The following is a 21542-nucleotide window of genomic DNA, read 5'->3' as shown; positions in this document are numbered from 1 at the left end:
TCACCTGTTCGGGCTACATGGTCGGCTGGGGTAACCGTTTTATGACAGGGCGCGTTTCCATGCCGGATGCGGGGCAGGGGCTCAGCCCTTCAGGATCTCTTTCAGGCTTCCGGTCGGCTTGGGCGTCTCGCTGAGGTCGAGCCCCGAAACGATATCCAGCAGATGGCTTTTCATCAGCTCTTCGGCGTCTTGACCGTCCCCCCGCCGGAAGGCATCGACCAACGCGTGATGGGCGTGCTTTTCACACAGGGCTCTTTGCCGTTTCCAGTAAAGCGCAATGATCAGCGAAGACCGCGCCACCAGCCGCTCGATAAAGCCCGCGATTGTGGATTGGTCGGCGATGCGCGAAATCTCGATATGGAAATGCCCCGACAGACGCAGGGCCTTGCCGACCTCGCCCTCGGCCAGGGCCTCGTGTTCGGCGGCGATATGCGCCTCCAGCCGGGCTACGTCCTCGGGCGTCATGCGCTCTGCAGCCGAATGGGCGGTGCGCGGTTCCAGAAGGGCGCGCGCCTCGAAAACTTCGCGCGCCTCGCGCACGGTTGGCTGCGAGACAAAGGCGCCGCGGTTGCGTTTCAATTCGACCAGTTCCACATGCGACAGCGCCTGAAGCGCGCTGCGCACCACGGTGCGCGAGACATTGTAGATCTCACTCAGCTCATCCTCGCCCAGTTTGGTGCCAGGCAGAAGGCGATGCTCATGTATCGCCTGGCTGAGAGAGGCCACGAGATGGGCCGAGGGGCCGTTCACAGCGGGTTGGATAAAATCGGGTTTGTCTACGAATCGCGTCATGGGGTGCTCCTGCCACAGACATGAGGGCTGGCGGATTCCATGACAAGATGAAGTCATATCGAATACGGCATATGAGATGATTGTATACAATATTGTGCGCAATATTTGACCAAAGCCCGCACAACAGCGGTCAGATTGCAGGCAATTGCGAGAATCGGCCCTTTCCGTGACCGGTAGGCTTTGCGCAATGCGTCCGGCTTCGGCCTTTCTGGCTGCAACTGAACGCTGGGGACGCAGATGACCGGACATGCTGATCTTGAACTTGTTGCGCTGACCAAACGCTACGGCGGAACCGTTGCGGTCGATGCCATCGCGCATCGTTTCAAGGCAGGGGTCTATGCCTGCCTTTTGGGGCCTTCGGGTTGTGGGAAATCCTCGACCCTGCGCATGATCGCCGGGCACGAAACGGTCAGCGATGGATCGATTGTGCTGGCGGGGCGGGATGTTTCACATCTGCCGCCGGCGCAGCGGGGCACGGCGATGATGTTCCAGAACTACGCCCTGTTTCCCCATCTCAGCGTGCGCGACAACGTTTCCTTCAGCCTGCGCATGGCTGGCATTGAGAAACCCACCCGGGACAAGCGCGCCGATGAAATGCTGGAGCTGGTCGAGATGACGGCGCTGGCAGACCGCAAGCCGGATCAGCTATCGGGCGGGCAACAGCAACGTGTCGCGCTGGCCCGTGCCCTGATCACCCGTCCACAGGTGCTGCTGCTGGACGAGCCACTCTCGGCACTGGATCCGTTCCTGCGCATCCGCATGCGGGCCGAGCTGAAGCGGCTGCAGCGTGAGCTGGGCATCAGTTTCATCCATGTCACCCACGGTCAGGACGAGGCGCTGGCGCTGGCCGATGAGATCATCGTGATGAACGATGCCCGTATCGAACAGGCAGGCCCGGCGCGCGATGTCTTCAACCGCCCCAAGACCGCCTTCGTGGCGCGCTTCATGGGCGGGCACAACGTGCTGAACCTGCCGCAGGGCAATATCGCGCTGCGCACGGATGAAATGACGGTCACCGCCGCGCAGGCAGGGCGCATCGACGGGCGGGTCACCGGGATCGAATACCAGGGAACCCATGTTGCGCTGACCGCCGAGGTCGCAGGCGGTCAGGATGTCACGGCGCTGATGCCGGACATGGATTTCCTGCAAACCCCAAAGGAACTGGGAGAGGTCATTGGCCTCGACTGGGAGGACCGGGTCGCGCACCCGCTCTCCGCATGAACACCACAACGCAAATAACGCAAAACGCATAACAGAGAGGGAAAGACCATGACGACGATTTCGAAAATTCGCTATAGCCGCCGGGCACTGCTGAAAACGGGTGGCGCGGCGCTCGCGGCCTCTGCGCTTCCGGCGCCGATGGTCTGGGGACAGGAGAGCAAGAACATCACCCTGCGCCAGTTCGGCACCGGCGTGTCCAACCTCAATGAAGTGGCGACCAAGGTCAAAGAGGACCTTGGCATCACACTGGAAATGACCGCGCTGGATACCGACAGCGTCACCCAGCGCGCTGCCACCCAGCCGGACAGTTTCGATATTGCCGATATCGAGTATTTCGTCTGCAAGAAAGTCTGGCCAACCGGCAACCTTCAAGCCATGGACGCCTCCAAGATCACCAATTACGACAAGATCGTTGGCATCTTCCGCGACGGCAAACTGACACCCGACAGCGAGATTGCGCAAGGCACCGCGCCGCATACTGTCGGTTTCGTTGATGGTCCGGGCGGCACCGATTTCGTCGATAGCGAATCCGGCTGGATGACGCTGATCCCAACGATCTACAACGCCGACACGCTGGGTATCCGTCCTGATCTGATCGGCCGTCCGATCGAAAGCTGGTCCGAGCTGCTGAACCCCGAGTTCAAGGGCAAGGCCTCGATCCTCGATATCTCCTCGATCGGCATCATGGATATGGCCATGGTCTGCGAGGCGATGGGCGAAATCAGCTATGGCGACAAGGGCAACATGACCCGCGAAGAGATCGACAAGACCATCGCGATCTTCACCGAAGCAAAGAAGAACGGCCAGTTCCGCGCCTTCTGGAAAACTTTCGACGAAAGCGTCAACCTGATGGCCTCGGGTGAGGTAGTGATCCAGTCGATGTGGTCGCCGGCCATCACTGCGGTTCGTTCGCGCGGGATCGACTGCGTCTATCAGCCCCTGAAAGAAGGCTATCGCAGCTGGGGCGGTGGCATCGGCCTGTCGGCCTCCCTGTCCGGCATGGAGCTGGATGCGGCCTATGAATACATCAACTGGTATCTCAGCGGCTGGGTCGGCGGCTTCCTGATGCGTCAGGGCTATTATTCGGCGGTGCCAGAGACCTCCAAGAGCTTCATGTCCGAAAACGAATGGGGCTACTGGTTCGAAGGCAAGGAAAGCACCGACATCATCACTTCGCCCTTCGGAGACAAGCTGGCCGGAGCAGGCGAAGTGCGCGACGGCGGCTCCTTCTATGACCGTATGGGCGCAGTGGCCTGCTGGAACTCCGTCATGGAGGAAAACCAGTACATGGTCCGCAAGTGGAACGAATTCATCGCCGCCTGACACAACACCTGCGGGGGCATCTCTGCCCCCGCAACCTCTTCCCGTATTTCATCAAGGACCGGACCCCGGATATGAGCAGACAGATCATCGCATGGATTCAGGCTGCGCCGATGGCGTTGGTACTGCTTGGGTTTCTGGTGGCGCCCATCATCATGATCGTGATCGTCAGCTTCTGGGGCGCGACGGAATATTCGATCTACCCGGCGTTCCAGTTCGACAATTACGAATTCCTGTTCGGATCGCCGGTCACCTACACGGTGTTTTTCAACACCTTCAAATACGCGTTTCTCACCTGGGCGCTGACGCTGTTGATCGGCTTTACCGTTGCCTATTTCCTCGCCTTCGAGGTGCGCAGCCTGAAATGGCAGATCGGGCTGTTCCTGCTCTGCACAATTCCGTTCTGGACCTCGAACATCATCCGGATGATCAGCTGGATTCCCTTCCTGGGCCGCAACGGGCTGGCCAACTCGGCGCTGATCAGCTGGGGCGTCATAGACGAGCCGTTGGAGTGGTTGCTGTTCAGTGATTTCAGCGTCGTTCTGGCCTTTGTGCACCTTTACACCCTGTTCATGGTGGTGCCGATCTTCAATTCGATGATGCGCATCGACCGCTCCCTGCTGGAGGCCGCCCGCGATTGCGGTGCCAGCGGTCTGCAGACCCTGTGGACGGTGATCGTGCCGCTGTGCAAACCCGGGATCATGATCGGGACGATCTTTGTCTCAACCCTGGTGATGGGAGACTTCATCACCGTGCGGTTCATGTCCGGATCGCAACGCGCCAACGTCGGGCGGCTGATCTCAAATGACATCAGCCTGCTGCAATACCCTTCGGCCTCGGCCACGGCGGTGGTGCTGCTGTGCACCGTTCTGATCGTGATCGCGCTGCTCTTGCGGCTGGTCGATATTCGCAAGGAGCTTTGATCGATGGAAACGCGCAGCCGGTCCTTTTACATCCTCGCCGCCTTTTTCAGTCTCTTCGTACTCTTCCTCTACGGGCCGATCCTGACCATCGGCATCCTCAGCTTTCAAGGGCCGCAGGGCGGGCTGACATTCCCGATGAACGGGGTGTCGCTCTATTGGTTCCGCGATCTGTTTCAGGAACAGGCCGTGGGTGATATCTGGGGCAGCTTCCGCCGTTCCTTTGCGCTGGGGCTGATGGTCATGGTGACAACCGTGGTGGTCTCGGTCCTGGGCGGCCTTGCCTTCCGCAAGCGTTTTGCAGGCTCCGGGCTGCTGTTCTACCTCGCCGTCACCTCGCTGGTGATCCCGTCGATCCTGGTATCCCTTGGGGTCGGGTTGATCTTCAACCAGTTGGGGCTGCCAGTGCATTGGGCGAGTTCTGGCTATGGCAGCCAGCTGACCTGGACGCTGCCCTTTGGCCTGTTGATCATGTTCGCCGTCTTCAACCGTTTTGACAAAAGCTATGAGGAAGCTGCCCGCGATCTCGGCGCCACTGCCTGGCAGACCTTTGCGCATGTGGTCCTGCCGATCATCGCGCCGTCCTTGCTGGGGGTGGCCTTGTTCGGCTTCACGCTCAGCTATGACGAGTTTGCCCGCACCCTGATGACGGCGGGCAGCTATAACACTCTGCCGCTGGAAATCTTCGGCATGACCACCAATGTGACCACGCCAGTGATCTTTGCCCTTGGCACCTTGACCACTGGGTTTTCGCTGGTGGTGATCGGGGTCTTTTTTCTGACCGTCTGGCTGATGGCACGCAAAAAGGATCGCGGATCCGATGCGGGCAAGGGGATGGTCTGAGCAATGCCGGTGATCGTGATCAATCCCAACAGCACCGAAGCCATGACCACCAGCATCCTGGCCGCCGCCCGCCGCACCGCGCCGGACATCCGGTTCGAAGGTTGGACCTCGGTCGATGGGCCGCCCGCCATCGAGGGGCCTGAGGATGGCGCGCGGGCAGTGCCGCCGCTGCTGGAGTTGGTCCGCAAGGCCTCGGATACGGGCGCGCGGGCCATCGTGATCGCCTGTTTCGATGATACCGGACTGGACGAAGCCCGGCAGCTTGCCACCTGTCCGGTGCTCGGGATCGGGCAGGCCAGCTATGTCATGGCCGAGCTGATCGGCGGGCCGACAGCGGTGATCACCACGGTGCAGGCTGCCGTGCCGGTGATCGAGGCCAATATCGGCGCGCAGGGGCATGCCTCGCATATCGACACGATCCGAGCCGCGAATGTTCCGGTGCTGCTGCTAGAAGATAGCCCCGCTGAAGCCGCAGCAGCTTTCACCGCTGCCGCCCATCAGCTTCCGCCCGACACCGTAAATGTAATCATCGGATGCGCCGGCGCGGTGTCGGTTACCGGCCATCTGGGCGATCTCCCGGGACTGACCGTTATTGACGGCGTGACTGCGGCAGCGAAGCTCAGCCGCGCGTTGGTCGGTTGAGCTGTGCGGTGCGGGCGGCTAGCCTTGAAAATCTATATAGCTTTCGCAGATGAGTTCAGTCGGTACATGGTTTGCCGCCTTTCTCTCTAAGCTCTGTATTCTGTCATCTGACCTGGGCCCCCAATTTCCTCCACCTCACGGAAAGCCATTGGGGTCGGTTTGATGGCCTCGTGCGGCCAGTGTATCTATCGTTCTTTTCTCAGAAAAACTCACACGGGGCGTACTGGACGCAATACTAACGGTAACCTATGAGCGCCAATATGTTCCATCATGTGGTGGGGGTGTGGAAGGAAACGTATTGAAAAACAGGCGCTTAGGTTAACTTCGAGTGACGATTGGTGCTATGCTGCGGCTATCTGCATTGGCAGGGCTGTGTTCGTTTCTGTTAATAGCTGGCGTGGTTGCCAAACTGAGATCTTGGCGAGTGGGGGGGCGCCCTAGCGCTCGGCATTATCGTGTGGTTTTCAGTTGCTTCGGTTCCTGTTTCAACATCCCTCGAGAAATTGCGATCTGAAGTTCTCAAAAAGGTAAGCAAGTCAGGAAAGATTCTGTCGCGTCTAAATTCCTCGGTACGCCGGGGGCTGGCCAACGGTTGACGCTCTCGCCTGGGCTGGAATTCACTGAAGTCGGCGGAGTTGATGCCTCGACTTTTTAAGGTCGGAAAGCTGCGGAAGATTTAGCGCGGAGGTTTCGTGTTCCGAACGGCTTTGTTGTTGGCATCACAGAAGGAGGGAGCATCCACCCCATCAACAAAATCCAGCGTCACTCTCAATCAGCTCGGACCATCGCTGGCTTCACAGCCCTTGATTTCAATTGGCATTCGCTTCGCGCAGTTCGCGATGCAACCGTGCCTCCTCCTCGGCCTTGGGGGTCGAGAACCGCGCCAGCAGCAAATAGGCCGCCGGGGTCAGAAAAAGCGTCGACAGGGTTGCGAGCCCCAAACCACCGACGATCACCCACCCCAAGGCTTCGCGCGCCTCGGCGCCCGCCCCGGTTGAAAAAATTAGCGGTATCCCCCCGAGAACCGTTGACGTCATGGTCATCATGACGGGACGCAGGCGTATAGTCGAGGCATCATAGATTGCTTGATGTACATCCGCACCGCGATCCCGCAACTGGTTCGCGAACTCGACGATCAGGATGCCGTTCTTGGCCATAATCCCGACCAACATGACAAGGCCGATCTGACTGTAAACGTTGAGGCTGAGCCCGGTCAGGGCAAGGGCAAAAGCAGCACAAGCCAGACCGAAGGGCACGGTCGACATGACGACGATGGCGGAAATGAAGCTTTCGAATTGCGCAGCAAGGACCAAAAGAACGACGATGATCGCAAAGCCGAAAATAATGCCAATCCCCGAGTTCGTCTGATCCAGCGTCGCGGCCTCGGCCAGCGGAACGACACTGTTGTTTTCGGTGATTAGATCCGCCGCCAGATCCTGCACCTGGACAAAGGCATCGCCCAGCGCAAGCTCCGGCGTCAGGCTGGCCGCGATCTCGACCGAGCGGTTCTTTCCTTCGCGGCTGAGTTCCGGAGCAACGGCGCGTTCCTCAAGCCGGACAAAGGACGACAGGGGAACCATCTGGCCATCGGACGCACGTACAAAGATGCTTTCGAGATCACCAGGATCATCAACCGGCATCGAGGTCGAGAGCATCTGGATATCATAGCTGGTGTCATCGATGAAAACCGACCCCACGCTTCGCCCGTCCAGAACGGCCCGCAAGGCATCCCCCAACCCGGAGATTTCGACGCCAAGGTCCGATGCCCGTGCGCGGTCGATTTCGATAAAGAGCTGTGGCTGCGTCGTTTCATACTCAAGCCGAACCCTGCCAAAGTCGGGATTTTGCTGCATCTGCTCGACCAGTTGCTCGGCCACGCCCGCCAGCTGGTCGTAGTTGTCGCCCGTGATCGCAAACGCCAAGCCGCGTCCGGCGCCGCGAATTCCCAAGGAATTGCGCTGGATTACGAAGACCCGAACTCCGATGATCGAAGACAGCCCCCGGTTAATATCGTTGACGATGTCCTGTTGACCGCGGCTGCGCGCCTCCCATGGTGCAAGCGTGGCAACCATGAACCCCCGATTGTCGGCGCTATAGCCCGTAATCGAGAAGACATTGCGCAGCTCGCCGGTTTCGCGAAGGGGAGACAGCGAGCGCTCGATCTCGTTCATTTTTGCCATGGTATAATCGAGCGACACCCCCTGAGGTGCCGTGATGGACATCAGCACAAGCGATCTGTCTTCAGGCGGGGTCAGCTCCTGTTTGATACCAGAGCCAACCATAAGCGCAGTTGCCGCGAACAGCAGCGACGCCAGAACCACAATGGCCGGAGCGCCCAAGGCCATCCGCAATGTGGCTCCGTAAAGCGCTGCAAGCCGGTTGCCCAGCCAGGTGATCGGTCCGCGCTCGCTGTTATTCAGCTGCACGCCATCCAGCAGGCGGCTGGCCATCACCGGGCACAGTGTCAGCGCCACAACGGATGACAGCGTCACGGACATCGCCAGTGTAAAGCCGAACTCGCGGAAAAGCCCCCCGGCCTGTCCGGGAAGGAACGACAGGGGCACGAAAACAGCCGCGAGGGTGGCCGTCGTGGTGATCACGGCAAAGAACACCTCCTGAACCCCCAGAACGGCAGCCGCGCGGGCGCCCATCCCCTCGGCGCGCCGCCGCACGATGTTTTCCAGAACCACGATGGCATCATCCACCACCATGCCCGTTGCCAGAACAAGCGCCAGAAGCGTCAGGATGTTGACTGAGAACCCGACCAGATAGATCCCGGCCAGCGTTCCGACCAATGCGACGGGAAGTGTCAGTGCAGGAATGAGGGTGGCACGGAAGCTGCGCAGGAAGAGAAAGATCACGGCAACAACAATTGCGATAGCCAGGCCCAGCGTCTTGAGCACCTCCTCGATCGAGCCATTGATGAACACCGCATCATCAGAGGTGATGAATATATCCACCCCTATCGGCAGGGTTTCATTCAATTCTGCAACCACCTGGTGCACGGCTGCCGAGATTTCCAGCGTATTGCTGGTTGCCTGACGGATCACCCCGATGCCAAGCCCTGTCTGGCCATTGGCGCGCAGGATGGTTTCATTCGGCGCGGGGCCAAGGGTAACGCGTGCCACATCCCCCAGTTTGACATTGTCGCGGATTTCCAAGGCTTCAAAGGCTTCAGGTGTCGAAACAGAAGCCGTTGTGCGGACATTGATCGACTGGCGCATACCGCTCAGATCGCCCGCCGGAGCATCATAGGCCACATCCGCAAGCGCACGGCGCAAATCCGCAAGGCTGAGCCCCCTGCTGGCAAGCTCCCACTGGTCGATATCAACCCGGAATATCGGATCACGATCCCCATAGATCTGCAAATCAGCAACGCCCGGTATCGAAATCAACCGGTCTTCCACCCGGTCATGCACGATTTGTGTCAGTTCCTGCGGCGAGCGGCTGTCCGAGGTCACCGCCACCCGGACCACAGGCTGCGCGTTGGCGTCGGCCTTTACGATGCCGGGGGTCTCGGCATCCTCTGGCAGGGTATTGGCGATCCGGCTGACCGCATCACGGGCATCCGTCGCGGCAACATCCAGATCTACACTATCCTCAAATTCCAGCGTGACCCGGCTGCGGCCATAGCGAGATTGCGACGAGATCGTCCTGATCCCCGAAACCCGCCCAACCGCGCCTTCAATCCGGCTTGTGACCTCCTGATCAACGGTTTCCGACGACGCGCCCGGGAAATAGGTGGTCACCGTCACGACAGGGCGGTCCACATCCGGCAATTCGCGGATCTCGGCCCCGAACAAGCCAGCCACACCGGCAATCACGATCAATGCGTTGAGCACAAAGGCCAGTACCGGCCGTTTGACGAACAAGACGGTGCCCGTCCCATGCTGCCCATGCAGAGTCTCGCCAAGTATACTCACGACGATACTCCCTTAACCGTTGGTCTCAGATGGTTCTGTGCCCTCGACAGCTTCAACCTCTGCCCCTGGCCGGATATTCTGAACGCCTTCGACGATGATGGCATCCCCGGCATTCAGCGCGCCTTCGACCAGGACAGAGCCACTGTTGCGCTGCAATATCTTCACAGCGACCCGTTGTGCCTTGCTGTCTTCGATCTTCCACAGGAAAGGCCCGTCCGAAGACCATTGCACCGATAGCGGATCCACTGCCAAGGCCATTTCGCCGGGAAACGAAAGCGCGACCGAGAACGCCATCCCAGCTCTGAGCGTATCGCCCTCGTTTTCAAGCTGCCCCTGAACCCGCAAGGTGCGGCTGTGCCGGTCGACGATATTGTCGATCGCGTTGATCTTCCCGACAAGCTGCTGATCTGGGTTCGCCAGGGGAACGACCTGCATCGGCATGCCAAGCGACAATTGGCTGATCGCCCGTTCAGGCACCCGGAAATCGATCAGGATATGCGAGCGGTCCGTGATCACCGTCAGGACATCCTGCACGGAAATGCGGTCGCCAACCTCGATCTCCGACAGACCAGCCCATCCCGAGATCGGCGCGACGATGGTTCGCTGTGCAAGGTCAAACCGGGCCTGCTCCAACGCCAGTTCCGCCGAGCGCAGTTCCAGTTCAGCCTCGCGGAAACGCACAGCTGTTACCGCGCCGGTTTTCTGCAACTGCTTGAGCCGGTCGACATCCTCCTTTGCAGCCTCCACCTGCAATCGCGCCCGTTCGACTGCGATCTTTTCGGCTGCGTCTTCAAGGTGGTAAAGCTCATCCCCCTTGCTCACATATCCGCCGGCCACAAACCCCGTCGACACGATGCGCCCCGTCGCTTCGGCGCGCACTGTAACGGATCGAATGGCCCGCCCGTCCCCAATCGCGCGCACCTGGTCATTCATCGGTTGTTGCGAAACCTCTCCCGCAACCACGCGAACCGGCCCGCGCGGACCACGTTTCGCAGCCGGTTCTGACGCTTCGTCCGAGGGAAGGGGCGCAACCTGTTCAATGATGTCCAGCACGCCCCAGCGTTCGAGCAAGGGGCGCGACGCAGGCACATAGGCAGCCCAGAAATACAACGCCCCGCATACAAGCAGCGCCGCCACAAAAAGTTGCTTGATGAGCTTCATGGAGTTTCCTGCGCTGGGTGAACCGGCGTGGTTGCCGCTGAAAATTGGGTTGTGTGTATCATTGTGAAAAACTGCCTACAAAAAACATGCAACCGCAAGCAAATTCTAGCCGTCCCGAAGCCTACCGGTGTCGAGATGTTGCTTGTTTTTGCACAACAAAATGCACACCTCAGTATCATACTGAAAATGCACAAACTATGCAGCTCATCAGGCTGAGTTCGTCGGTTCTGCTTCGAACAGACTTAGCGTGGAGAATTACTTTTCAAGAGCTAACGCGGATAGCGATCAAACACCGGGCCAGGGCGCGCTGAGGGGTTTGCCAGATCCGGCTCGAAGCGGTCATTTGCCAGGACCAGCATCAACATCGGCTATGAACGCTCATGCCTCCCTGTGTGCCCTGCAGGTCAAACTTTTTAAAGACGGTTTTTGCGCCTAACAAACCCGGGCGCAGTGAACACTTCCTTGAGTTGTGCCGTGCCCATTTCGTCACACTTTGCGCTTGGGGGTAATAGCTTTGCTCAGTCACACCGATCTCTCTGACCGCATCGATGCGTGGTATTCCTTGCCGAAACTTCACGAAAAATTCGTCAGGTTTCAGTTTCTTCGCACGTCTTGAAGTTGTTGGGCGATGGACTTGAGGGGGGGGGGGATCCAGTGCATTTTAAATTGGAGAACGGTGCCTTTCTCATTGCCACCTTCCTGTAACTGCCGTTTACAGCGATGGGCCAGAGCGAAGGATGAGGCCGTTACGTGAACGCCTTCCAAATTGAAGGAACCCCGGCCGGACATCGTGACTTTTTATGGGGCCTAGGCCGTGTTTTTCCAGACAAGGGGGGACTGGAGATCGCCGAGCGCAGATATCGGGCTTTGCCACGTCGGGTCCTGCAGAGAGTTAGGGCAGGAATGGCCGAACCAAACCGGCCACTTAGTTTCTCGCCTAATACTGCGTTGCAGCCCATCGGAGCTGCCATTCGTGCATCGTGCAGTATTTTCCTGGAGCGGGTGACGGTCGCGTGGTGTGTTTGCTGCGCGCCTTAGCCCAGTCCGCGCTCCAATAAAAATTGAAATTTCTGCGAAAAAATGGCACCATCGGCCATCATGCTCAGGTTCCTTACCGTTTTGCTGGTGGCAGGAGCAACATTCGCGTACCTCGCATCGGATCTCAGCGCTCCTTCTGCAAAGCCCACATATGTGACCGCCCCTGTGGAATTTGGACGGCTGGAGGAAACTGTGTCTTCGACCGGTACTGTGGATGCCCTTTTTACGGTGGATATCAGTTCTCAGGTGTCCGGGCGGATTACCAAAGTCACTGCAGATTTTAATGACAGCGTAGAGAGCGGCCAGCCGCTGGCGCAGATTGACCGTCAGGGATTCGAAGCGCGGGTCGCCGAGGCTGAAGCTGCTGTCAGCATTGCCTTGTCCGCAGTTGAGGTTCGCAAAGCGGCGTTGAGGCGGTCGAAAGTAGAAATCGACGCGATTGGATTGGAGCGGAGTGTTCATCAGGCTCGGGTGGATAAAGCCAAGGCAGAGTGGCTCTTGGCACAGTCCAATCTTGATCGAAAAGAAGGGTTGCACCGTTCTGGGACCGTTTCAGAGGCGGACATCGACAATGAACGCACATCAGTGCTGACTGCATCCGCAGCCCTGCGGGAGGCCGAAGCCCTGATGGCCGTCAACGAGCAGAGGATTGAGACCGCGCGCGCTGATTTTGCGAGAAACCAAGCCGAACTTGCGGGTGCGCGTGCAAATGTTCCACAGCGGCAGGCCGCGTTAAAGCTGGCTGAGGTTGAACTGGAGCGCACCACCATACGCGCGCCGATAGATGGGGTGATCATAAACCGCAGCATCGAGGAAGGGCAGACCGTTGCGGCGGCTCTGGAGGCGCCGACCCTGTTTACGATCGCCAAGGCTCTCCGGAATATGGTGGTCTATGTCAGCGTGGATGAAACCGATATTGGCCGTATCCGCATCGGACAGGCGGCTGGGTTCACTGTCGATGCTTTCCCGGATCGGATGTTTTCAGGTGTTGTGACCGAAATCAGAAAATCCGCCAAGGTGATCCAGAACATTGTGACCTATACCGTCGTCCTTGAGACTGAAAACCCCGAAGAATTGCTTCTTCCTGGGATGACAGCATTTGTCAAAATAACGATCAAAAGGTCTGAACCTGGGCTCAAAGTTCCGACCAACGTACTGAGTTACACCCCAAGCACCTATTCGGGAACACCCGAAACGACTGCGGTGATCTGGCGATTGGATGACCTCGGCAAGCCTGAGCCGATGGCGGTCGTGCCGTTGGACAGCGATGCAAGCCATACGCTTATTGCTTCGGAGGAGATCGAGGAAGGCGATCTTGTTATCGGGGCCGAAATTGAACAGCCGCATGAACGGTCGCTGTTTGGGAATTGGATCGGAGCGAGGCTGTGACCACGCTGATCAAAGCAGCGCATCTTGGGCGGAGCTATAGCAGCGGCGGAACATCTATCGATGCTTTGAAGAACTGTTCCATCTCGGTCACCGCGGGGGAATTCGTGGCCATCATGGGCCCGTCCGGATCCGGGAAAACCACCTTGATGAATCTGCTCGGTCTGCTTGACCGGCAAGACGCCGGGACGCTCGACATTCTGGGGCGCCGGGCCAGCGGTCTGACGGACGCACGCAGGGCTGAAATCAGGAACAGGATCTTTGGGTTTGTGTTTCAGTCGTACAACCTGCTGCCGCGTCATTCTGCGGTCGAGAATGTCGAACTGCCGATGATCTACGCCAGTATCCGGGCCGGGGAGCGCCGAAAGCGGGCAGTGAAGGCGCTGGAGGATGTGGGGTTGGCCAAACGGCAGGGCCACTATCCGCACCAGCTTTCTGGCGGAGAGCAGCAGCGCGTTGCCATTGCGCGGGCCCTGGTGAACCAACCGCGCCTGATCTTGGCTGATGAGCCAACGGGGGCCTTGGACAGTCAAAAGGGCCGACAGATCCTCGCCCTGTTCCAGACAATCAACCGTGCAGGTCACGCTGTTGTGGTTGTCACGCATGACGAACGGGTTGCCCGGCATGCGCAACGCATCCTGCGGATGGCAGATGGTGAGATCATCTCGGATGAAACCGTGCCAAACCGTCTTTGGGCTGCGGATGCTGCATCAGAGGTTCTGGTGCTGAGATGATCGTGCTGGAATGTTTCAAAGTGGCTCTGCGGGCGCTTCAGGCGAACCTGCTTCGCAGTTTCCTGACCATGCTTGGCGTCATTGTCGGTGTGGCTTCGGTTGTCTCTATGGTCGCATTTGCAGCCGGGGCGCAGCGACAGATTTCGGAGCAGATCAAAACGCTGGGCGCGAATGTTCTGATGATCGAACCGCCCAGAAACAGCCGTGGAGCGGGGCAGACCGGCCGCGGTGCGGTCTCGCGGCTGACAGAGGAGGACGCGGAGGCCATTGCGGCCAATATTGCACAGATCGCTTTGACCGCTCCTGCGCTTCGCGGCAACGTGCTTGCGGTTCATAAAAACCGGAACACCTGGACAACGGTGAACGGCACCACCTCCAGCTATTTCGCGATTCGTGAATGGCCCTTGAAACAGGGGCGCTATTTTTCCCAGCAAGAACAATCCGGAGCGGGAAAAGTTGCGGTGCTGGGGCAATTGACGGCCGAGCAGCTTTTTGGCGACACGGACCCGATAGGGCAGGTCATTCGCGTACTGTCGGTTCCCTTTGAAGTGATTGGTGTGCTGTCAGAAAAGGGCACCTCGGGTTGGGGGCGAGCGCAGGATCAGGTTGTTTTTGTACCTATCCGCACAGCAAAGCAAAGGCTGATCGGCAGCTCCAATGCGGTTCACCGGAATTCGGTTGAGTATATTCTCGCAAAAGCGGTCTCTTCCTCTGCGGTTCCGGTGGCAGAAAAGAGAATGACGGCTCTCCTGCGGCAAAGGCACAGGATTGGTTCGGGGGCGGCCAACGACTTTCTGGTTTCGGACCCGGCCTCAATGATGGCGGCTGAAAATGCCGTAAAGAGAGCGTTAGGCTGGCTGTTGTCGGGCATTGCATCGGTATCGCTGATCGTGGGGGGGATCGGCATCATGAATATCATGCTGGTGTCTGTGACAGAGCGCACCCGCGAAATCGGCTTGAGGATCGCAATAGGTGCCAGCCCAGGGCATGTGCAGCTGCAATTTCTGATGGAGGCTGTCTTGCTCTGTGTCTTCGGCGGGGCGATTGGATTGGCGATCGGTGCATCTGCTGCAGTATTGGTGGGGCAATTGGCTGGCTGGCCGGTCTTTTTGAGCCCTCTATCCGTCATTGGCGGGGTGGCGGTTTCAGCAGTGGTCGGTTTGATATTTGGTTATTTTCCGGCGCGCAAAGCATCCAAAATGGATCCGGTCGCAGCCTTGAAATTTGAGTAGGCACCAAACTACGCAGGGTGGGCGCGCTGCATGGAGCAACGGGAGCGGCCGAAGGCAACCCAGCCGCCGGATACAGCAAGAGCCCCCAAAGGGGCTCTTGTTCAAAAGGCTCAAACGTAAATGTCAGCTGGGTTGGCCCACATTGCACTGATCACCGACTTCGGTGCCTGGAGTTTTGCCGTTGCCAAACGGATCGTTGTTGGGACCCGGGTCTTTGGCTGTGGTCCGGAAAACGGATCCTGGCGGAACGCACAAAGCTTTACGGCCATTGGTTTTGGTTCCGTCAGGATAGGCGTTTGCATTGGGTTGGCCGCCGGTATCTGCAAATGCCATGCTTGAGGTGCCAAGTGCCAGTGCCCCGGCCGCAATAAGTGTGACAAGTTTCATGATAACCTCCCAGTTTTGTGAATACAGGCCGCAAGATTTGCATAATTCCGGGAGGCCAACATCGCTCACCCGAGTGAGTATCCGCGGCATTTTTCTAACTCGAATGGGGTATGCGTTCTCGTCAGACGCAGGCCGCGGTAGCCGCCGCAGTATCTGACTGGCAGGCACATCTGGGTTTCAAGGCTAGAGGTTACTGCTCTGCTCGGCCAAATTATTCCGGCGATCCGAACGCGTTAGTAATCGGCATGGGCTAACAATGCCACCAGTTCTGCCTGTCGGTGGGTGTTGGTTTTCTGGAAGATAGAGCGTAGATGGCTGCGTGCAGTCCAAATCGATATATTCAGCTGTTTGGATGCTGCTCTCAGGCTTGCACCCGCTGCAAGCCGGATTGTGACCGAGGCTTCGGCAGGCGTCAGGTGATACTCCTGCTGCAGGAACTCTTTGAAAAAGTCAGAGGCGTGCGCGACTTCCCGGATATAGAGCAACGCATGCGCCCCATTTAGCTGTTCGCGCAACTGAATGGGCACCGGCACAGCATCAATGTAAAGGACGCGGCCCGTCTCTGTTTCCAGCTTGACCGGGGGCGGCAAAGGGGTACTCCCCTGCTCACCGAAATCCAGGGAGGCTTGAACAAGCCGCGAGAGTTTTGCTTTCTGGTGTGGGTCACAGAGATGGATATTCCGCCAATTCAGCATCACTTGCCACAGCGGCTCTTCGGCGCAAGCCTCATCAAATGACACCGCGTCACCATTTTCATTCAGAAAAATGATACAGTGGCTTTTGTCACCCAAAAGCGTAATCCACTGGGATAACGAAATAAAACTCATGTCGCATGTCCCAAGCCTGGAGTGTTTCATCCAGCTCGACCCAGCCTCATCTCGAGCGTGCAATCTGGTTTTTACCCACTGCTCACAGTGTGATTGCATCAGGCCAGCCAGTATCCGCTACCGCCTGCGATTGGAGGCGGACGAGAAACGAGGGGGCCGAGATGTATTGTGATATCTTAACGATAAATCAAGCCGCGATTCGTGTAAACTGACCCAGCCTTCTGCCAAGTTTCCCTATGGCGGCACGAGTGGCGGACCCAAGGGGGCCGGGCAATAGGGGCAGGGCCGGAGCCGCCAGAGACATGTCGGCTGCGACCTTTGCTACTCGACGAGCTACCCATACGCTTTTTCAGAAGACGCAGCTCCGGTGCCTGCTCGGCAACGACCTCTTCCAGATCACCCGCCTCCCTTCGCAGATCCGTGGTCTCACTCTACATCGCCGCCCGCGCCGCGTCGCCCGCCAGGCGTTTCTTCCCAGCCTCGAGGAATTCATTGCACCAACTGTAGTAGAGGCTCAGAGCAATGCCCTCCGGGCAGCACATTTCAGCAATGCTGCGTGTAGACTTGTCGCGTTTCTGCGCCGCCCCAAGTGCTCGTTTTCCTCTCTGGACCTGTCGCGGACTGTGCCACTCCTTTGGGTGTCGGAACGTGGGGAGAATTCTACAATCGGATAGGCTGATGCCCGGCATCTTCCGCCGCGCGCGGAAGATTGATGAAACCGAGACACGTGCGAAGATTGTTGACCGAATGATGGAACAGGGCCGGAAGCTGTTCAGTCGTTCCGATTTGCCCCAGAAGGTCGAACAGGAGGAGCTCGATATTGAGAGAGCGCGGGAATGATAGAAAACTTCCGTTCCCCACAGGCCTGGATTTTACGCCCCCGAAACCTCGTGGCCTGCTCCCGGTACAGGGACAGCTGTAGGAAAGTTCAAGCTGACCGGCGCGCCAGGCTGATCAGGCGAAGAATCCGGCGGTGCTCAGTCGTTTTCGAAGAGCTTCTGAAGCGTAGGCTCGGTACTCGACCCGCTTTCAGGGAACCTCCCAAGATCATCTTGCGACGATGAGCCTGTAAGTCGGCGTGCAGCGAAAGCGAGGTAGGTGAAGAGCCAGAAATAGGGGCTTGTCGAGGGGCCGAATGAATCGCTCGACATGTTCGCCGCGATATAGACCAGGGTGCTGAGCGACAATCCGATGCAGATCATCCGGGCCGATGTCGTGCCCCGTGTCGCGCGTAGCATTCCGACGATTGACCACAGGCAGAGGGTCACCACCGCGCCGATCATGATCGCGACGCTCAGCAAGCCCGGCGCGCCAAGGGTGCGCATGTAGTCCAGAAACAGGTTGTGACTGTGGGAAACGTCGGCTTGACGGTAAAAAATATCGATGCGCTGGCTCGCTCCCTGGCCGAGGAACGGATCGGCGAGAAACTGGTCGATACTGTAGCGCCACAGGAACCCCCGGGTCATCAGGGATTCCAGCTCTTCCTGACTGTAGAGGAACTGGGACAGAAGCCCCAATGCGCGCGGGTTGAGAACGTTGAGCGCGAGAATGCCAAGCCCCGTCATCACAAGGGTGACGACAAGGTATAGAGCCATCATGCCGATCCGTCTGACGCCGGAATATGCAACGATGGCATAGGCCAAGAGCATCGTCAGGATCGACGCCCAGGCCAGCATCAGATTGGTCTTGGAGCCCGACGCCAGCAACCCAAGCAAAATCAAGAACAGGCAGAGTATCCGGAACGGGCGCCGCCGCCGCACGGACATAAGCAGCGCCATGAGGGCCGGGATCGTGGTGGAGATCGCCATGCCGAACTGATTTGGGTTCTTGAACATCCCTGCGGCGCGGTCGGTTCCCTTGAAAACCATCTGGTGCAGCGGCGCGATGTCATAAGCGATCAGGCTCAACAGCGCGGTCGCCGCCAGCGCAGCTGCAATGATGTCAATGTAACGCAGGATTTGCTGCCGGGTGACCGTGCTACGGACAAGGAGATAGATTGCAAAGCCGGAAACGAGGGTGGACAGATAACGGCTCGCCCGTAAGGGTTGGGTGGCCCCGAAGGTCGACAGCAGCGACCAGACGATGAGAAACCCGGCACAGGCAAGAACAATGGCAATGGTGCGCGTGGCCGCGACATCGAACGGCGTGCGCCGCGCCCGGGCGGCCTCGAACCAGACCGGTAGCCCGACCAGCATCACCCCAAGGGCCAGCGGCGCCCCGGCGGGAAGGCTGACAAGCGCCGGGGCGGCAAGCAGCGCGACATAAAGATACGCCACATAGGCAGGGAGAGGGGCTGCGCTCGATCGGCGCGCCAGTGCGAGGGGCCGCCCTGCCGGAAAGGGCCCTGCGCCGCTGCCTGACGGCCAATCAGACCCGCGCACGTTCATTGCGCTTCCATTCGGAAATCCCCGCGAGACCCACTCCCACGAAGATACTCAGGGTAAGAGAGATCGCCAGCACCACCATCTTGTTCGGCGAACTGGGCAGGGTTGGAGCTACGGCATCGGCGACGATGCGCAGGTCGGAATGACTCTGCGGGGCGTAGCGGGTGGTCTCGAGCTGGCTCAGGTATTCCTGATAGGCGCCGTCATAAAATATTTTGTCACGCCGCGCCGCCTGAAGCGCGGACCAGGTCTCGCTTGCGACATAGGCGTTCAGCTGACGGATCTGGTCGCTGACGCTTTCCTGTTCGGCCACCGTGGTTTCAAGCTCCACTTCAATCGCGCTGGCGGCGAGGCGAACCTCCTGTCTGAGACTGGCTTCGAGTGTCTTGATGCTGTCGGTGATGGCAGACACGGATTGCGGCTGGGAGCCGGGCTGCTGCTGAATCCCGGCAAGCCGGTCCCTGGCTTGTGCGAGCTCGGTAAGCAGCTGTCGGCTAGCCGGGCTGTCAAGGGTGATGACCGATGTATCGCCCGTGCGTTCGTAGGCCGCGATCAGCGACAGCTTGGTCTTCAGCGCTGCCGCCTTGGCCTCGAGCATCGAGAGTTGCTGGCGCAGGGCGAAGGTTTGCTGTTGGATCTGCTGTGGGTCGGCGGCCACCCTGCCGGTTCCGCGCAGGAGAGACCGGACATTGCCGTCGGCCTCGGCCGCCTTCTGCCGCGCGCGTGCCGCAAGGGTTTCCAGCTGGGCGATCCGTTGCGCCTTTGCCTCTTCGTCGCGGGCTAGTGCCCCGGCCAGGTGGGCGCGCGCAAACGCATTGGCGATATCCGCCGAAAGCGCCGACGAGACCGAGCTGTAACGCAGTTCGATGAGCCGCGTATTCCCCTTGCGAGAGACACTCAGACCCTTCCTGACCTTGCCGATTACCATCGGCATCGGATCAGCGGGTTCGTCTGGGCTGGCGCGTCCGGCCCATTGCCTCAGCGTGTCGACCACCGCCGCAAGGGTGCTGGCCTCAGGTGCGAATTCCGGCAGCGTCGCAAGATCGAGTTCGCGGATCACGGCAGCGGTGGTTTCGTCTGAGCGGATCAGTTCGGCGTTGGTGTCGAGGTCGATCGCCGTTCCCAATTCGGAGCGCAGATCGCCCCCGGTGGCGGACCCGAGATAGAGCGAAACACGCGCTGCATACATCGGCGTGGAGAAGACGATAATCGCCAGCGCCAGAAAAATACCGGCAGCGAGGCAGATCAACAGTGTCTTCGCTTGCCGTCGAACCGCCGCCAGAAAGGATGCGATGGTCGGCGGAGTTGCCTGCCATTCGAATTCGAGAGGATCGTCTGGTAAGTCGGAGCCATCCATTGCTTCCCTGCCTTCAGTTTTTTGTTCTCCGTCCCCGCGCACCCTTCGCACCAGCCTGATGAAAGATTCGGCGGTGGGCGCCTCGTAGAGCCAGTAGTTGTCGAGCGGATCTTCGGTTTGTTGTGACCCTTTCATTGCGTTTCTATCCCCTGCTTTCCGGGCTCCACGGCCATGCCGGGGGGCAGGACGTGAAGTTCGACGATATCCCCTGGCATCAGGGCCATCGCAGGCTTGGTCTGAGCCCGGGCGAGCGTCACGCCGTTTCGGGTCACCGTGGCCGTTGGTTTGATCCCGTAAAGCTGCCGCAGCGGGTCTCCGGCACTTGCCGTCAGGGTCGCCAGGTTGGCCTGCCGCTGTTGGGCGCTGGCCACGGCTTCGCCTAGGTCCTTCCAGGCGGTGATGCGCGCATCGCTGTCGATGGCGCTGATTTCAGCTGAGAGCTTCGCCGCCTCGGCGCGGGCTTCTTCCAGGGTGACGTCGATCTGCAACGCCCGGCTCGCCGTGACCAGAGCGGCGCGGCGCACCTCGGAAACGCGCGACATCGGCGCCAGTCCCTTTTCCTGCAGCGCGCGGATGTCTTCGAGATCCTTCTCGTCCATCGCCGCGCCGTTGTCCTCGTTCTGCTTTTGCTCACTCAGGACGCCGATGCGCTTGCGAACCCTTTCGATTTCGTCCTGCAAGTGTTGTTTCTGCGTCTCGATGGCCACGCGGGTTTCTTCGAGGATAGACCGCTCGACGCTGACGATGCTGTTGATCGCGGGGATATGGGCCACAAAGATGCGTTGGTAATCCTGAGGCGTGTCGGTCCCGAGGAAGGTTTTCAGGCGCCATATCCGGGCGTATTCATTGGCCAGCGCGGTCACGGCGGCCGCAATTTCGTCGCTGGAGGCCGGTCGCTGGGTATCGCGTGGCGGTCCGCTGCTTGCCAGCGTCATCACGTGGTGCAGGGTCATGCCGCCGCGGAACGGGATTTCATGCGCGCCACCGGCATCTCCCGAGACATAGATCGGCCGGTAAGAAGCCACAGTAACAAGAACCTGATTGGTTTCGATGATCTGGGGCAACCCGCCACCAGGAGCGACTCGTCGGGTCAGGCTCATCTCGGCATAGGCATCGGCGGTCTTACGGCGGACGTCGTCAAGCGTTCCCCCGCCTACAGCGATCGGTCCCACCAGCGGGAACCAGGCCGCGCCACTCATTTCGATCGGCACGTCGACATTCAGTTCCGGCGCTCCCACGACAAGCAGGCGCAGCACGTCACCCGGGGCCAGCCGATAGTCATCGGCCGCGATCGGGAGTGCCGTCAGCAACAGCGCCATGAGGGAGAGGACAGCTGCAAGCCATGTTCGGGTCTGGGGCTGCGACCGTGTTTCGG

At 59.3% G+C, this 21542-nt stretch carries 17 protein-coding genes and 1 pseudogene; 9 read left to right on the top strand and 9 right to left on the bottom strand.

Going from position 1 to position 21542, the window contains the following annotated elements:
• Positions 1–81: 81 nt before the first annotated feature.
• Positions 82–792 (bottom strand): GntR family transcriptional regulator, encoded by a 711-nt coding sequence (locus tag SM765_RS04190; protein ID WP_274837389.1) that lies wholly within the window; start codon positions 790–792, stop codon positions 82–84.
• 237 nt (positions 793–1029) lie between these two features.
• Between SM765_RS04190 and SM765_RS04185 the strand changes: the two genes are divergently transcribed.
• The 5 genes from SM765_RS04185 to SM765_RS04165 all read left to right on the top strand — a co-directional run bounded on the left by SM765_RS04185 (position 1030) and on the right by SM765_RS04165 (position 5738).
• Positions 1030–2013, top strand: coding sequence for an ABC transporter ATP-binding protein (locus tag SM765_RS04185; RefSeq protein ID WP_274834802.1), 984 nt, complete (start codon positions 1030–1032; stop codon positions 2011–2013).
• A 57-nt stretch (positions 2014–2070) separates the two neighbouring features.
• Entirely contained in the window at positions 2071–3336 is a 1266-nt protein-coding gene (locus SM765_RS04180; RefSeq protein ID WP_274834953.1) for an ABC transporter substrate-binding protein, read from the top strand.
• 71 nt (positions 3337–3407) lie between these two features.
• A complete protein-coding gene (locus SM765_RS04175) occupies positions 3408–4256 on the top strand; it encodes an ABC transporter permease (RefSeq protein ID WP_274834801.1) in 849 nt (282 codons plus the stop codon).
• Positions 4257–4259: 3 nt separating this feature from the next.
• Entirely contained in the window at positions 4260–5096 is an 837-nt protein-coding gene (locus SM765_RS04170) for an ABC transporter permease (protein ID WP_274834800.1), read from the top strand.
• A gap of 3 nt (positions 5097–5099) precedes the next feature.
• Complete coding sequence (locus tag SM765_RS04165) at positions 5100–5738, top strand: aspartate/glutamate racemase family protein (protein ID WP_274837391.1); 639 nt, start codon at positions 5100–5102, stop codon at positions 5736–5738.
• Between the two features lie 809 nt (positions 5739–6547).
• On the opposite strand, the gene SM765_RS04160 is transcribed toward SM765_RS04165, so the two are convergent.
• Together SM765_RS04160 and SM765_RS04155 are read right to left on the bottom strand one after the other, a co-directional pair.
• Positions 6548–9661, bottom strand: coding sequence for an efflux RND transporter permease subunit (locus SM765_RS04160; RefSeq protein WP_274837392.1), 3114 nt, complete (start codon positions 9659–9661; stop codon positions 6548–6550).
• A 12-nt stretch (positions 9662–9673) separates the two neighbouring features.
• Positions 9674–10822: an efflux RND transporter periplasmic adaptor subunit gene (locus SM765_RS04155; RefSeq protein WP_274837393.1), complete on the bottom strand. Its 1149-nt coding sequence runs from the start codon at positions 10820–10822 to the stop codon at positions 9674–9676.
• A 1080-nt stretch (positions 10823–11902) separates the two neighbouring features.
• On the opposite strand from SM765_RS04155, the gene SM765_RS04150 reads away from it, so the two are divergent.
• The 3 genes from SM765_RS04150 to SM765_RS04140 are packed head-to-tail and all read left to right on the top strand — an operon-like array spanning position 11903 to position 15212.
• Entirely contained in the window at positions 11903–13249 is a 1347-nt protein-coding gene (locus tag SM765_RS04150; protein ID WP_368981416.1) for an efflux RND transporter periplasmic adaptor subunit, read from the top strand.
• Positions 13246–13980, top strand: coding sequence for an ABC transporter ATP-binding protein (locus tag SM765_RS04145; protein WP_274837395.1), 735 nt, complete (start codon positions 13246–13248; stop codon positions 13978–13980). The genes SM765_RS04150 and SM765_RS04145 overlap by 4 nt, the downstream gene beginning before the upstream one ends.
• The gene (locus tag SM765_RS04140) at positions 13977–15212 is read left to right on the top strand and encodes an ABC transporter permease (RefSeq protein ID WP_274832758.1); all 1236 of its coding nucleotides are present in this window, start codon (positions 13977–13979) and stop codon (positions 15210–15212) included. Before SM765_RS04145 ends, SM765_RS04140 begins: the two co-directional genes overlap by 4 nt.
• A gap of 123 nt (positions 15213–15335) precedes the next feature.
• On the opposite strand, the gene SM765_RS04135 is transcribed toward SM765_RS04140, so the two are convergent.
• From SM765_RS04135 to SM765_RS04125, 3 genes and pseudogenes are all read right to left on the bottom strand, one after another.
• Positions 15336–15599 (bottom strand): hypothetical protein, encoded by a 264-nt coding sequence (locus SM765_RS04135; protein WP_065271174.1) that lies wholly within the window; start codon positions 15597–15599, stop codon positions 15336–15338.
• 233 nt (positions 15600–15832) lie between these two features.
• Positions 15833–16426: a helix-turn-helix transcriptional regulator gene (locus SM765_RS04130; RefSeq protein WP_274837396.1), complete on the bottom strand. Its 594-nt coding sequence runs from the start codon at positions 16424–16426 to the stop codon at positions 15833–15835.
• Between the two features lie 341 nt (positions 16427–16767).
• Positions 16768–16980, bottom strand: a pseudogene (locus SM765_RS04125) (transposase); the annotation flags it as partial.
• Positions 16981–17104: 124 nt separating this feature from the next.
• Between SM765_RS04125 and SM765_RS04120 the strand changes: the two are divergent.
• Positions 17105–17266, top strand: a complete 162-nt coding sequence (locus SM765_RS04120; protein WP_274837397.1) for a hypothetical protein — start codon at positions 17105–17107, stop codon at positions 17264–17266.
• A gap of 137 nt (positions 17267–17403) precedes the next feature.
• Here SM765_RS04120 and SM765_RS04115 read toward each other — a convergent pair whose 3' ends face one another.
• The 3 genes from SM765_RS04115 to SM765_RS04105 form a co-directional block, all read right to left on the bottom strand.
• Complete coding sequence (locus SM765_RS04115) at positions 17404–18621, bottom strand: O-antigen ligase family protein (RefSeq protein WP_274841267.1); 1218 nt, start codon at positions 18619–18621, stop codon at positions 17404–17406.
• Between the two features lie 172 nt (positions 18622–18793).
• Positions 18794–20302 carry a GumC family protein gene (locus SM765_RS04110; RefSeq protein WP_274837399.1) on the bottom strand — a complete coding sequence of 503 codons (1509 nt, stop codon included), beginning with the start codon at positions 20300–20302 and terminating at the stop codon, positions 18794–18796.
• Complete coding sequence (locus SM765_RS04105; RefSeq protein ID WP_274837400.1) at positions 20299–21486, bottom strand: polysaccharide biosynthesis/export family protein; 1188 nt, start codon at positions 21484–21486, stop codon at positions 20299–20301. The genes SM765_RS04110 and SM765_RS04105 overlap by 4 nt, the downstream gene beginning before the upstream one ends.
• Between the last annotated feature and the right edge of the window lie 56 nt (positions 21487–21542).

Origin of the sequence: Pseudophaeobacter sp. 1A09344 (genome assembly GCF_041008745.1) — a bacterium.
GTDB classification, from domain to species: domain Bacteria; phylum Pseudomonadota; class Alphaproteobacteria; order Rhodobacterales; family Rhodobacteraceae; genus Phycobacter; species Phycobacter gallaeciensis_A.
The sequence above is the reverse complement of the archived record's forward strand: the minus strand, read 5'-3'. Positions and strand labels throughout refer to the sequence as shown.

Excerpts from the sequence above, each read along its gene's own strand:
- SM765_RS04165 (WP_274837391.1), top strand. The coding sequence starts at position 5,100 with ATGCCGGTGATCGTGATCAATCCCAACAGCACCGAAGCCATGACCACC.
- SM765_RS04120 (WP_274837397.1), top strand. The coding sequence starts at position 17,105 with ATGCCCGGCATCTTCCGCCGCGCGCGGAAGATTGATGAAACCGAGACA.
- SM765_RS04115 (WP_274841267.1), bottom strand. The coding sequence starts at position 18,621 with ATGCTGGTCGGGCTACCGGTCTGGTTCGAGGCCGCCCGGGCGCGGCGC.
- SM765_RS04110 (WP_274837399.1), bottom strand. The coding sequence starts at position 20,302 with ATGAAAGGGTCACAACAAACCGAAGATCCGCTCGACAACTACTGGCTC.
- SM765_RS04150 (WP_368981416.1), top strand. The coding sequence starts at position 11,903 with ATGGCACCATCGGCCATCATGCTCAGGTTCCTTACCGTTTTGCTGGTG.
- SM765_RS04135 (WP_065271174.1), bottom strand. The coding sequence starts at position 15,599 with ATGAAACTTGTCACACTTATTGCGGCCGGGGCACTGGCACTTGGCACC.
- SM765_RS04175 (WP_274834801.1), top strand. The coding sequence starts at position 3,408 with ATGAGCAGACAGATCATCGCATGGATTCAGGCTGCGCCGATGGCGTTG.
- SM765_RS04140 (WP_274832758.1), top strand. The coding sequence starts at position 13,977 with ATGATCGTGCTGGAATGTTTCAAAGTGGCTCTGCGGGCGCTTCAGGCG.
- SM765_RS04185 (WP_274834802.1), top strand. The coding sequence starts at position 1,030 with ATGACCGGACATGCTGATCTTGAACTTGTTGCGCTGACCAAACGCTAC.
- SM765_RS04105 (WP_274837400.1), bottom strand. The coding sequence starts at position 21,486 with ATGGCGCTGTTGCTGACGGCACTCCCGATCGCGGCCGATGACTATCGG.
- SM765_RS04170 (WP_274834800.1), top strand. The coding sequence starts at position 4,260 with ATGGAAACGCGCAGCCGGTCCTTTTACATCCTCGCCGCCTTTTTCAGT.
- SM765_RS04130 (WP_274837396.1), bottom strand. The coding sequence starts at position 16,426 with ATGAGTTTTATTTCGTTATCCCAGTGGATTACGCTTTTGGGTGACAAA.
- SM765_RS04155 (WP_274837393.1), bottom strand. The coding sequence starts at position 10,822 with ATGAAGCTCATCAAGCAACTTTTTGTGGCGGCGCTGCTTGTATGCGGG.
- SM765_RS04190 (WP_274837389.1), bottom strand. The coding sequence starts at position 792 with ATGACGCGATTCGTAGACAAACCCGATTTTATCCAACCCGCTGTGAAC.